General features: G+C 60.1%; 12 protein-coding genes. 6 read left to right on the top strand and 6 right to left on the bottom strand.

From position 1 onward, the window contains the following. A partial coding sequence (locus tag GHO41_RS26575; RefSeq protein WP_305977947.1) for an NAD(P)H-hydrate dehydratase occupies positions 1-282 on the bottom strand: 282 nt, incomplete at its 3' end. Between the two features lie 62 nt (positions 283-344). Here GHO41_RS26575 and queG point away from each other — a divergent pair. Beyond that, positions 345-1,412, top strand: a complete 1,068-nt coding sequence (gene queG / locus GHO41_RS26580; protein ID WP_153435091.1) for a tRNA epoxyqueuosine(34) reductase QueG — start codon at positions 345-347, stop codon at positions 1,410-1,412. Positions 1,413-1,635: 223 nt separating this feature from the next. On the opposite strand, the gene GHO41_RS26585 is transcribed toward queG, so the two are convergent. After that, positions 1,636-2,247 carry a trimeric intracellular cation channel family protein gene (locus GHO41_RS26585; protein WP_048366606.1) on the bottom strand — a complete coding sequence of 204 codons (612 nt, stop codon included), beginning with the start codon at positions 2,245-2,247 and terminating at the stop codon, positions 1,636-1,638. A 131-nt stretch (positions 2,248-2,378) separates the two neighbouring features. Next, positions 2,379-2,921, bottom strand: a complete 543-nt coding sequence (orn, locus tag GHO41_RS26590; RefSeq protein WP_153328378.1) for an oligoribonuclease — start codon at positions 2,919-2,921, stop codon at positions 2,379-2,381. A gap of 104 nt (positions 2,922-3,025) precedes the next feature. Between orn and rsgA the strand changes: the two genes are divergently transcribed. Then, complete coding sequence (gene rsgA / locus GHO41_RS26595; protein WP_123751152.1) at positions 3,026-4,057, top strand: small ribosomal subunit biogenesis GTPase RsgA; 1,032 nt, start codon at positions 3,026-3,028, stop codon at positions 4,055-4,057. Between the two features lie 60 nt (positions 4,058-4,117). Here the strand turns inward: rsgA and motB are convergent, their stop codons facing one another. Both motB and motA read right to left on the bottom strand, forming a co-directional pair. After that, positions 4,118-5,107 carry a flagellar motor protein MotB gene (gene motB, locus GHO41_RS26600; protein WP_153328379.1) on the bottom strand — a complete coding sequence of 330 codons (990 nt, stop codon included), beginning with the start codon at positions 5,105-5,107 and terminating at the stop codon, positions 4,118-4,120. A 3-nt stretch (positions 5,108-5,110) separates the two neighbouring features. Beyond that, positions 5,111-5,962: a flagellar motor stator protein MotA gene (gene motA, locus GHO41_RS26605; RefSeq protein WP_048366610.1), complete on the bottom strand. Its 852-nt coding sequence runs from the start codon at positions 5,960-5,962 to the stop codon at positions 5,111-5,113. A gap of 165 nt (positions 5,963-6,127) precedes the next feature. Between motA and GHO41_RS26610 the strand changes: the two genes are divergently transcribed. Genes GHO41_RS26610 through asd form a run of 3 tightly spaced genes read left to right on the top strand, consistent with a single transcriptional unit; the run spans position 6,128 to position 9,398 of the window. Further along, positions 6,128-7,666: an HDOD domain-containing protein gene (locus GHO41_RS26610; protein ID WP_153435092.1), complete on the top strand. Its 1,539-nt coding sequence runs from the start codon at positions 6,128-6,130 to the stop codon at positions 7,664-7,666. A 43-nt stretch (positions 7,667-7,709) separates the two neighbouring features. Then, the gene (locus GHO41_RS26615) at positions 7,710-8,537 is read left to right on the top strand and encodes a rhodanese-like domain-containing protein (RefSeq protein ID WP_153435093.1); all 828 of its coding nucleotides are present in this window, start codon (positions 7,710-7,712) and stop codon (positions 8,535-8,537) included. 9 nt (positions 8,538-8,546) lie between these two features. After that, positions 8,547-9,398, top strand: a complete 852-nt coding sequence (gene asd, locus GHO41_RS26620) for an archaetidylserine decarboxylase (RefSeq protein WP_048385252.1) — start codon at positions 8,547-8,549, stop codon at positions 9,396-9,398. 96 nt (positions 9,399-9,494) lie between these two features. On the opposite strand, the gene serB is transcribed toward asd, so the two are convergent. Beyond that, positions 9,495-10,709 (bottom strand): phosphoserine phosphatase SerB, encoded by a 1,215-nt coding sequence (gene serB, locus GHO41_RS26625; protein ID WP_123751149.1) that lies wholly within the window; start codon positions 10,707-10,709, stop codon positions 9,495-9,497. A gap of 132 nt (positions 10,710-10,841) precedes the next feature. On the opposite strand from serB, the gene GHO41_RS26630 reads away from it, so the two are divergent. Then, a partial coding sequence (locus tag GHO41_RS26630; RefSeq protein WP_371929050.1) for an AhpA/YtjB family protein occupies positions 10,842-11,812 on the top strand: 971 nt, incomplete at its 3' end.

The following is an 11,812-nucleotide window of genomic DNA, read 5'->3' on the forward strand; positions in this document are numbered from 1 at the left end:
CTGGTTGGCCGACGACACGCCGAGGGTCATCACCTCGGGCAAGCGGGTCAAGGCCGCGGGCACATGCTCCGGGCGGGTGGCCAGTGACACCAGCCCGGCACCACAGCGCAAGGCGCTCTGGGCGCTGAGGGTAATGGAGCCGCCAAAACCCCGGTCACCGCCAATCAGCAGCACATGGCCGAACTGGCCTTTGTGGGCGTCGGGCTCACGTGCAGGCAGGCGTGGCAGGGTGTTTGCCAGCAACGGTTGAGGGTCAGCAAAGAGGTGTTTGGTCTGCGGCATGCGTGTCGGGCTCCGATGTCTGGCAGAATTATACGCATCTCAGCTCTGGTTTCTCTTGCCTCATGCCTGCTATTACTGCCGACCTCCCCGCTCTTGCTCAGTCCATCAAGGAATGGGGCCGTGAGTTGGGCTTTCAACAAGTCGCCATTGCCGGCCTTGATCTGGGGGAACACGAGCAACACCTTGAACGCTGGCTGGCCGCGGGCTACCACGGCGACATGGAATACATGGGCGCCCACGGCAGCAAACGTTCGCACCCCGAAGAGCTGGTGCCCGGCACCTTGCGCGTGGTGTCGTTGCGCATGGACTACCTGCCCGGCGACACGCACATGGCGCAATTGCTGGCCCAACCCGAAAAAGCCTACGTGTCGCGCTACGCCCTGGGCCGCGACTACCACAAGCTGATCCGCAAACGCGTGCAACAGTTGGCCGATCGCATTCAGGCCGAAATAGGCCCGTTCGGCTTTCGCGCCTTCGTTGACAGCGCCCCGGTGCTGGAAAAAGCCATCGCGCAAAAAGCCGGGCTGGGCTGGATCGGCAAAAACACCCTGGTGCTCAACCGCAAAGCGGGCAGTTACTTCTTTTTAAGTGAACTGTTTGTCGACATACCGCTGCCCGAGGACGAACCCCACACCACCGAACACTGCGGGCGCTGCAGCGCATGCCTGGACATTTGCCCGACCAAGGCGTTTGTGGGGCCGTATGTGCTGGATGCGCGGCGGTGCATTTCTTACCTGACCATCGAGCTTAAAACTGCGATCCCGGAAGAACTGCGCTCAATGATGGGCAACCGGGTGTTTGGCTGCGACGACTGCCAGATCGTCTGCCCCTGGAACCGCTTCGCCCGCAGCACCCTTGAGGGCGACTTCAAGCCCCGGCACAACCTGGACAACGCCGAACTGGCCGAATTGTTCATGTGGGACGAAGACACGTTTTTGAGCAGCACCGAAGGCTCACCCCTGCGCAGGGCCGGTTACGAACGCTGGCTGCGCAACTTGGCGGTAGGTTTGGGCAATGCGCCATCGACCATTCCGGTGCTGGAAGCGCTGAAAGCGCGACGTGAATACCCGTCGGAGCTGGTGCAAGAGCATGTGGAATGGGCGCTAAAGCAGCATGCTGAGCGAGTATGAAGCAGAACTCTGTGGGAGCGGGCTTGCTCGCGATGGCATCGACGCATAACACCTGACTTACCGCGTCGCCTGCATCGCGAGCAAGCCCGCTCCCACAAGGGAATGCCTGCAATTCCCACATAATCCCCAACACCCACCTGTCAGGCATTGAGGCCGAGTAACTCTGGCAGGTCATTCACAACATGGAGACGGCCCGCGCGCTGGTGGATTCGCTGCTGGCCGATTAATGCTCGTCGTTGTACACGAACTTGGGCATTTCCCAGTTAAAGCGAATCGCCAACAAGCGCAGCAAGAGCCCGCCGAATAAGGTGACGAAGATCGCCTGTTCGTTGGGCATGTTCAGGTAAGTGCACAGCAAAAAGCACCACGCGGCCGCGAAGGACACGCTGGCGTAGAGTTCGCGACGGAAGATCAGCGGGATGTCGTTGCAGAAGATGTCACGCAGAATGCCGCCAAACACGCCGGTAATCACCCCGCTCACCGACGCCACCAGCATGCCTTGGCCCATTTCCAGGGCGGTCATGCAGCCGATCAGGGTAAACGCCACCAGCCCCAGCGCATCGAGCACCAAAAACAGTGAACGCAAATGGCGCATCAGCGGTGCGATAAAGATCGTCACCAACGCGGCAAAGGTGGTGAGCACCAGGTATTCCGGGTGTTTGACCCACGTCAGCGGGTAATGCCCCAGCAGCACATCACGGACCGAGCCGCCGCCCAGCGCGGTGACGCAGGCAATCAGCACCACACCAAACCAGTCCATGCCCCGACGCCCGGCAGACAGCGCGCCGGTCATGGCTTCAGCAGTAATGGCGACTAAATAGAGCATCAGCAACATGGCGGCGATCCTTGCAATGAGGCGCGCAGTCTACTCAGTTGCCGAGAGCACCAAAAGGGGGCAAAAAACACACCCCCTGTAGGAGCGAGCTTGCCTCGCGATCTTTTGATCTTTAAAGCAAACAGGCGTCTTTAGAACTTGATGAAGTGCTTGCGGTAATGCTGCAGCTCGGCAATTGACTCGCGAATGTCATCCAGTGCCAGGTGCGTGCCTTTTTTCACCAGGGTATCGCGCACTTCCGGCGCCCAGCGGGCGACCAGTTCCTTGAGGGTCGAGACGTCCAGGTTGCGGTAATGGAAGTAGCTTTCGAGGGTCTTCATGTGGGTGTACAGAAAACGCCGGTCCTGGCAGATGCTGTTGCCGCAGATCGGCGATTTGCCTTTAGGCACCCACTGTTCAAGGAAGGCCAGGGTCTGCGCTTCGGCTTCGGCCATGCTCACGGTGCTGTCCTTGACCCGCTGGGTCAGGCCGCTGGCGCCGTGGGTGCGAGTGTTCCATTCGTCCATGCGGGCGAGCACTTCGTCGCTGTGGTGGATGGCAATCACCGGGCCTTCAGCCAAGGTGTTGAGGTTGCTGTCGGTAACGATGGTGGCCATTTCGATAATGACGTCGTTGTCCGGATCAAGGCCGGTCATTTCCAGGTCGATCCAGATCAGGTTCTGCGCGTTGTTCATAAAGGCCTCCAGTGCTTAGTCGCGCAGTTTAGCTTAGGCGCCCGGCCCACGTGCTAAACTCGCCAGCGTTTTACCCTTCTTATCGTTATCTACACGGAACACCCATGGCCAAACGCCAGCTCAATCGTCGCCAAAACTGGCGCATCGAAAAGATCCAGGGCGAGCGCGCTGCCCGCGCCGCCAAACGCGAATCCAGCGCCCTTGAAGCGCTTGAGGGCGGCGACTTAGGCCCCGAGCAACTCGGCCTGGTGATCGCGCACTTCGGTGTGCAGGTCGAGGTCGAGGCTCAAGAAGGCGAGCTGAAAGGCCAGACGTTCCGTTGCCACTTGCGCGCCAACCTGCCCGCATTAGTCACCGGTGACACCGTGGTGTGGCGCGCAGGCAATCAGGGCATCGGCGTGATCGTTGCCCAGTTGCCGCGCAAAACCGAACTGTGCCGCCCCGACAACCGTGGCCAGCTCAAGCCGGTCGCGGCCAACGTCGACATGATCGTGATCGTCTTCGCGCCAATGCCCGAGCCTCACGCCAACCTGATCGACCGTTACTTGGTAGCTGCCGAGCACGCCGGCATCCGCCCGTTCCTGCTGCTGAACAAGGCAGACTTGATCGACGATCAAAACGCACCCGCACTGAATGCACTGCTGGGGGTTTATCGCCAGTTGGGCTACCCGGTGCTGGAAGTGTCTGCGCACCACGGTGACGGCATGCAGCAGTTGCAAGAGCAGCTCAACGGCCGTATCAGCGTGTTTGTGGGGCAGTCGGGCGTGGGTAAATCCTCGCTGGTCAACAGCTTGCTGCCGGAGGTCAACCTGCGGGTCGGGCCACTGTCGGAGCTGTCCGGTCAGGGCACGCACACCACCACCACCGCGCGGTTGTTCCACTTCCCGGGCGGCGGTCAATTGATCGACTCACCGGGTATTCGTGAATTTGGCCTGGGCCACGTCAGCCGTGCCGATGTCGAGGCGGGCTTTATCGAGTTCCACGACTTGATCGGCCGCTGCCGCTTCCGCGACTGCAAGCACGACCGCGAGCCGGGCTGCGCGTTGTTGATGGCCCTGGAAGACGGCCGTGTGCAGCAACAGCGCATGAACAGCTATCGCTCGATCATTGCGAGCTTGCCGGAAAGCAGTTACTAAGCCTGCGCTTGCCTCGCGATCGTTTAAAAGATCGCGAGGCAAGCTCGCTCCTACACAGATTTAGGGGTTGGCCGGGGGCTTGTCATCAAACAAGTTCAGCTTCTGGCGCTCTTCATGCATCGGCTTTGGCTGCTGGTCGGGCGGCAAGGTGATCGGGTCGTCCAGGGCTTTGGGCAACTGCTCAGCCTTGACCGGGTCCGGACCTTGTTCACCCTCAATCGCTTGTTGGGCCTTTTTGGTCAGCACCACGATGTCGATTCGGCGGTTGACCGGGTTGTTCGGGTGGGCCTTGTCGAACAGCACTGACGAGGCGTACCCCACCACCCGCGCCACTTGGCTGTCGGGGTAGCTGCCAGCCACCAGTGTGCGCCGCGCCGCGTTAGCGCGGTTGGCAGACAACTCCCAGTTGCCGTAATCGCCCGTGCCCGCATAGGGCATGGCGTCGGTGTGACCGCTGATGCTGATCTTGTTCGGCACCGCCGCGATGGTGTCGGCCATGGCCAGCAAAATGTCTTCGAAATACGGCTTGAGGCGCGCACTGCCCACGTCAAACATCGGACGGTTTTCAGCGTCCATCACCTGGATACGCAAGCCGTCCGGGGTGATTTCGAACAACAGTTGGTCTTTGAATTTCTTCAGTTGCGGGTTTTCTTCGACCTTGTTTTGCAACTCCTGAAGCAGCAACTCAAGGCGCTCCTTCTCAACCTGCTCGGCCATGCCCTGGATCTGGTCCGCGTCGACTTTGATCTTGTCCGGCACGGGCTCCTTTTTCTCTTCCGGGTTGAGGGTGTTTTCCGGCGCCAGTGCGGGGGTGCCGCCCAGGTCGATGGTGTACGGCGTGCCGCTTTCAGAGAAACCGATCGGGTCTTTAAAGTAGCCACCAATGGCGATTTTCTGCTCTGGCGTGGCGGCGGTCATGAGCCACAACACCAGAAAGAACGCCATCATCGCGGTGGCAAAGTCCGCAAAGGCGATCTTCCAGGCGCCGCCGTGGTGGCCTGCGCCATAGCGCTTGACGCGCTTGATGATAATCGGCTGATTGTTTTCCATAACTCAGCGACCGCGAACCACTTGTTCCAGCTCGGAAAAGCTCGGCCGGTGCTTGGGGTACAGCACTTTGCGGCCAAATTCGACGGCCAGCGAAGGCGGCATGCCCGAGGCCGAGGCCACCAGCGAGGCTTTGATTGACTCGTAAACGTTGATCTCTTCTTTGGCGTCATGGGCCAGCGACGTCGCCAGCGGGCCAAAGAAGCCGTAGGCCGCGAGGATACCGAAGAACGTCCCCACCAGTGCCGCCCCCACGTGCATACCGATGGCCGCCTGATCGCCCTCACCCAACGACGCCATTGTCACAACAATGCCAAGTACCGCGGCCACAATGCCGAAGCCCGGCATCCCGTCGGCGATGCCGGTGATGGCGTGGGACGGGTGCTCGAGTTCTTCCTTGAGGTTGAACAGTTCCATGTCGAACAGCCCTTCCAGCTCGTGGGGCGCCATGTTGCCCGACGACATGATGCGCAGGTAATCGCAGATAAACGCGGTCATGCGCTCGTCTTTCAATACAGTCGGGTACTTGGCAAAAATCGGGCTGGCCGCAGGGTCTTCAACATCAGCCTCAATGGCCATCATGCCTTCGCGGCGGCTTTTATTGAGGATCTCGTACACCAGGCCCAGCACTTCCAAATAGAAGGTGTGGGTAAAGCGTGTGCCGAACATGCTGAGTGATTTTTTGATCACGTGCATGGTCATGTAGCCGGGGTTGGCCTGCAGGAATGCACCAAAGGCAGCCCCGCCGATGATCATGACTTCGAAAGGCTGAATCAGCGCTCCGATCTTGCCGTGAGAGAGTACGTAGCCGCCGAGCACGCTCGCAAACACGACGATGATGCCGATAATTTTAGCCATAGGTCGTTAAGGTACTTGTTGAGTCAGGTTCAAGTTCATATTCCAGCAAAGCTAAAACTCTTCTTATCCTTATCGGCTAATCTGCGCCAGACTATAGTCGTTCAAGCTGAAAAGCCATTTGGCCCTGTAGGGCCTTTAACAATTGATGATGACCGCGCGACCATCATGGCGAATGAAACCGTTCCATCGACAGTCATACCTGCTTCTCTGGACGCGTGGGTTAGCCACCTCGACGCGGTACGTTTGCCGATCCCGCAGCGCAGCCATGTGTTAGTCGGCAAGACCCTCAGCGACAGTCGCCGCTCATTGCGCGAGATCGCCGAAGTCATGCAAGACAGCCCGGCGCTGGCCTTGAGCCTGATCCGCGAAGCCAATCAACACGCGCAAAGCAGCCTGACCGAACCCGCCGAAAGCCTTGAAGTGGCGCTCAATCGGCTGGGGCTAAAACGCACCCAAGAGTTGCTCGAGAGCATGCCGGTGCTGCCGGCCGAAGACATCCCCGTTGCCTTGCGCCAAGTGCTGCTCATCAGCCAGCACGCGGCCCAGCAAGGGATTGGCCTGTTCGGCAACCGCCTGGCCAGATTGTGGCAAGAAGTGTATTGGGGCAGTTTGCTGTTCTTCTCGCCGTTGTGGGCCATGGCGATGACGCACCCCAAACAGCTGGAAGAATGGGAAGCGCGGGTGATTCAAAAAGGCGAATGTGCCGACAAGGTTGAACGGGCACTGTTCGGCGTGCGCCTGTTCGAGATCTGCCGGGCATTGGCCCAGTTGTGGCGGCTGCCCGAATGGATCATGCAGGGCTACGCGGTGATCACCGACGATAAACGCACGTTGATCCGCGTGCTGCATATTGCCCGCGACACCCATCGCCCGCTGCACCAGCAGCAACAACTGGATGCCGATCCGACCCTGCGCCGCTGGCTGAGCCATCCCGCCAACAGCCTGTTGCTGGCCAACGGTTTGGCGCTGTCCGCGCAACAGGGCTGGGACTCGCCACACAACCTGCGCTGGCAGTACCTGACCAGCCTGTACCTGCAACTGCCGCTGCATGAAGTGCAGCAGCAAGTGCACCAGAACGCCGCGAGCAGCGCCCGCTATCACTCAACCCCGGACCTCTGGCACCCGGCGCTGGCCTTGCTCATGCCGTGGGAGGCGCGCCGCGTAAACACCCACGGGCAACCCGCCCCGCCACCGTCCGCGCAAGCCTTGCAGGCCTGGCGCAAATACTGCGGGCAACTGCTGGAAGAACCGACGGCCTTCGCCAACCCGATGCACCTGACCCTGTGCGCACGTGAAGCCCTGCAAGCGTGCGGCATGCGCCGGATCATCCTGCTGATGGCCGATAAAACCTCGAGCCTGTTGCGCGCGTTTCAAGTGCTCGGGCTGCCCAAAACTGCGTTCGACATGACCTTGAATGTGAGCGACAGCCCTGCCCTGCAACGCTTGATGGCGCAACCGGCGCAAGTGCGCCTCACGCCCGAAAACAACGCGGTGGTTTCGGCAGCCATGCCCGCTAACCTGCGCAGTCTGTTCCCCGGCGAGCATCTGCTGTTACGCTCGCTCAGCAATAACGGGCGCGTGGTCATGCTGATACTGGCCGACCAGGACGGCGGGCCGTTTTCGGAAACCAGCGTGCAAGCGTTTGGTAAAACCGCGCAATGTATCGAGAAAGCGCTGCACACCTTTACTGCTCGCGGGCGCTAACGCTTGCGCTACAATTCACCCCTTTTTTTGCTCTGGAGAACACATGCCTGACTTCTCTGGCTTGCCGTTAGTCATTGAACCCCGCGACCTCAAAGCCCGGCTCGATGCGCCCCATGTGATCGTGGTCGATCTGAGCAGCGCTGCACGCTACGAAGCCGGGCATATCCCGGGCGCCCGCTTTGTCGAGCCCAAACGCACGCAACTGGGTTTGCCACCCGCACCGGGCCTGCTGCCGACCCAGGCCGCGCTCGAAGCGCTGTTTGGCGAACTGGGGCACACCCCAGACGCGGTGTACGTGGTCTATGACGACGAAGGCGGCGGCTGGGCCGGGCGTTTTATTTGGTTACTGGATGTTATCGGGCACCGGGCTTATCACTATCTGGACGGCGGCATCCACGCCTGGATTGCTGAAGGCTACGACGTTACCCAAGACGTACCGCCAGCGGTCGGCGGCCCGGTTGCCTTGACCTTGCACGACGAACCCACTGCCACCCGCGAGTACCTGCAAAGCCGCCTGGGCGCTGCGGACCTGGCCATCTGGGACGCCCGCAGCGTCGCCGAATACCGTGGTGAGAAAGTGCTGGCAGCCAAGGGTGGGCACATCCCGGGCGCCGCGAATTTTGAATGGACCGCAGGCATGGACAAAGAACGCAGCCTGCGTATCTGCACCGACATGCCCGAGATTCTCAAGGACCTCGGGATCACGCCGGACAAAGAAGTGATTACCCACTGCCAGACCCACCACCGCTCTGGCTTTACTTATCTGGTCGCCAAAGCGCTCGGTTATCCGCGCGTTAAAGCCTATGCCGGTTCCTGGGGCGAATGGGGCAACCACCCAGACACGCCTGTTGAGCCGCCTGTAAAACACTAAGGATTTTGCATGAAAAAGCGTTTGTTCCTTCTGAGTCAGTACCTGTTGCCGCACCATCTGTTGTCGCGCCTGGCGGGCTGTATTGCCGAATGCCGTGTGCGCTGGTTTAAAAATGCGTTCACCACCTGGTTCGCCAAGCGCTACCAAGTGGACATGTCCCAGGCGTTGATTGAAGACGTCACCGCCTACGAGCACTTCAACGCCTTCTTCACCCGTGCCCTGAAAGACGGCGCCCGCCCGCTGGACCCGACACCCGGCGCAATCCTCAGCCCGGCAGACGGCGCAATCAGCCAGCTCGGCCCGATTGAACACGGTCGCGTGTTCCAGGCCAAAGGCCACAGCTACAGCGTGCAAGAACTGGTGGGCGGCGATGCCGCTGTGGCAGCACAGTTTATGGGCGGTGAATTCGCCACTATTTATCTGTCGCCAAAAGACTACCACCGCGTGCACATGCCACTGGCGGGCACCCTGCGCGAGATGATCTACGTGCCGGGCCGTCTGTTCTCGGTGAACCAGACCACTGCTGAAAACGTGCCGGAGCTGTTTGCCCGCAACGAGCGTGCGGTGTGCATTTTTGATACCGAACGCGGCCCGATGGCGGTGGTATTGGTGGGTGCCATGATCGTGGCTTCGATTGAAACAGTATTTGCCGGCCTGGTGACGCCGCCTAAACGCGAGCTGAAAACCTTCCGTTACGACGAAGCGGCCCGTGCGCCGATCCACCTGGAAAAAGGTGCAGAGCTGGGTCGTTTCAAACTGGGCTCGACGGCCATCGTGTTGTTTGGCCCGGAACAAGTGAAGTGGGCTGAAACCCTGGCGGCCGGTACGCCGGTGATGATGGGCGAGAAGATCGGCGAATAACACTTCAGACCCTGTAGGAGCGAGCTTGCCTCGCGATCTTTTAAACCCTCAAAAGATCGCGAGACGAGCTCGCTCCTACAGGGGATGCGTCGGGCGTTAGCCCTGACCGTTACGGTCACGCTGGCCCAGCAGGTACAGCACACCATCCAGACCCAGGGTCGTGATCGCGTATTTAGCCGATTTTTTAACCAGCGGCTTGGCGCGGAACGCCACACCCAACCCGGCAATGGCCAGCATCGGTAAGTCATTGGCGCCGTCACCGACCGCAATGGTCTGCTCCAGGCTCAAGCCTTCCTTGCGCGCCAGCTCTGTCAGCAAATCGGCTTTGCGCTGTGCGTCCACAATCGGCTCGACAGCCACGCCAGTCACTTTGCCATCCACCACTTCCAGCTCGTTGGCGAACACATAGTCGATGCCCAGCTTGGCCTGCAATTGCTTGGCGAAGTAGGTAAAGCCACCCGACAAAATGGCGGTTTTGTAGCCCAGACGCTTGAGCTCGGCGAACAGCACCTCAGCCCCTTCGGTCAGTCGCAGCGACGCGCCGATCGAGTCCAGCACGCTCACGTCCAGCCCTTGCAGCAGCGCCAAGCGCTCTTTGAAGCTGGCCTTGAAGTCCAGCTCGCCAGCCATGGAGCGCTCGGTGATGGCCGACACTTTGTCGCCCACGCCTGCGGCCTTGGCCAACTCGTCGATCACTTCGGCTTCGATCAGCGTGGAGTCCATGTCGAACACCGCCAGGCGGCGATTGCGACGGAACAGGGTGTCTTCCTGCAAGGCGATATCAACCTGGAGTTCTTGCGCCAGGTTAAAGAAGGCAGTGCGCAAGGCGTCGATGTCAGCCAGCTCGCCGACCACGCGCAGTTCAATGCAGCTTTTGCTCAGTTCGGTGGGGGCGTCCAGCGGGACACGGCCCGACAAACGATCGGTCTGTTCGATGTTCAGCCCGTGCTGGCTGATCACCGACGTCACACGTTGTAACTCATGGGCCGTCACTTGGCGGCTCATCAGTGTAACCACATGGCGTTTTTGGCTTTGCTCGCTGACCCAGCGCTGGTAGTGATCTTCAGTGATCGGGTCAAAACGCAGTTGCAGGCCCTCATTGGCAATCAAGGGCTGGAGGTCTTTAAGCACTGCGGAGACTTGCTCGGCTTCGGGAATATTCACCAGAAAACCCAACGACAAAACGCCATGGATGACGGCCTGACCGATGTCGAGAATATTCACCCCATTGCTGGCCAACACGCCGGTAATGGCCGCAGTGAGACCCGGACGGTCTTCACCGGTGATGTTTATCAGGACGATTTCGCGCAAGGCACACCCCCATTCGCTAAAAAAAACGCATTCTACCCACTTTCAGTGACCATCGGGCATCGCCAAGGCTTTGCCGCCTCAGGGCTGCTCGCTATACTGCGCACCAACTTAACGGACTAAGAGCCGCGCTCAGTGAACCGGCCATCGCCTGTCAAAACCGATAACTTCTTCCTGCTGATCTTCCGGGCCCTTCGCGATAGACGCGTTCCGATAGCTCTGCGTATTGCCAGCCACAACGTGATTCTGGTCGCGTTGGCGTTGGTCATTTATGCGGTCGTCATGGGTTTGCAGTTCAAACAGGCCATGCACGAGCAAGCCGATGCGCTGGGTCAGAGCCTGACCACACAAACAGCCACGTCGGCCACCGAGTTGCTGGTGTCCAACGACATCCTCAGCCTCAACGTGCTGCTCAATAACCTGACGAAAAACCCGCTGGTGGCCCACGCCGCTATTTATAGCGTCGATAACCGCATCCTCGCTGAAGCCGGGCAACGCCCGAAAAGCGGCCTGCTGGGCGAAACCGAAGGCGTGTATCAAACCAAGATCACCTTTCAGGATGTAACCGCCGGGCATTTGCGCATCAGCCTGGACATGAACCAGTTCGAACAGCCGATGACCATCAGCTTGCAGAGCATGGGCATCCTGAGTGCCATTTTGCTGGCGCTGGCCTTGGCGTTGAGCTTGCGTTTGGGCAGGAACATTACGACACCTTTGTTGCAGCTGCGTGTCTGGCTGCGTGAGCCGGACCCTTACACCCCGGCCATCAACCGCCAGGATGAAATCGGCGACCTCGCCCGCCAGTTGCACACACGCCTGGCCCCGCCAGCGCCTGAGCCGGAACCCGAGCCAGAACCGGAATACGACGACGAAGAAGCCGAAGACGACGAGCCGGCGTTCGAAGTGCGTAACCTGCGTGATCCGGGCTTTGATGAAACCCCACCTGCACCGGCGCCAAAAGCTGCACCGCGTCAGGTCATCAGTGCCGAAGAAGACGAAAACGACGACGAAGACCCGTTTGCCGACCTGCGCGACACAGCGTCCGAGGCGCCAGCGCCGGTGGTCAAGGCCCAACCGGCCAAGCCTGCCGCCCCGCAACCGAGTGC

The sequence above is a fragment of the Pseudomonas sp. FSL R10-0399 genome, from assembly GCF_009600165.1.
Lineage (GTDB): Bacteria > Pseudomonadota > Gammaproteobacteria > Pseudomonadales > Pseudomonadaceae > Aquipseudomonas > Aquipseudomonas helleri.

What these genes read in the sequence shown, in the direction of transcription:
- queG (WP_153435091.1), top strand. Translation starts at nt 345, where the DNA reads ATGCCTGCTATTACTGCCGACCTCCCCGCTCTTGCTCAGTCCATCAAG.
- GHO41_RS26585 (WP_048366606.1), bottom strand. Translation starts at nt 2,247, where the DNA reads ATGTTGCTGATGCTCTATTTAGTCGCCATTACTGCTGAAGCCATGACC.
- orn (WP_153328378.1), bottom strand. Translation starts at nt 2,921, where the DNA reads ATGAACAACGCGCAGAACCTGATCTGGATCGACCTGGAAATGACCGGC.
- rsgA (WP_123751152.1), top strand. Translation starts at nt 3,026, where the DNA reads ATGGCCAAACGCCAGCTCAATCGTCGCCAAAACTGGCGCATCGAAAAG.
- motB (WP_153328379.1), bottom strand. Translation starts at nt 5,107, where the DNA reads ATGGAAAACAATCAGCCGATTATCATCAAGCGCGTCAAGCGCTATGGC.
- motA (WP_048366610.1), bottom strand. Translation starts at nt 5,962, where the DNA reads ATGGCTAAAATTATCGGCATCATCGTCGTGTTTGCGAGCGTGCTCGGC.
- GHO41_RS26610 (WP_153435092.1), top strand. Translation starts at nt 6,128, where the DNA reads ATGGCGAATGAAACCGTTCCATCGACAGTCATACCTGCTTCTCTGGAC.
- GHO41_RS26615 (WP_153435093.1), top strand. Translation starts at nt 7,710, where the DNA reads ATGCCTGACTTCTCTGGCTTGCCGTTAGTCATTGAACCCCGCGACCTC.
- asd (WP_048385252.1), top strand. Translation starts at nt 8,547, where the DNA reads ATGAAAAAGCGTTTGTTCCTTCTGAGTCAGTACCTGTTGCCGCACCAT.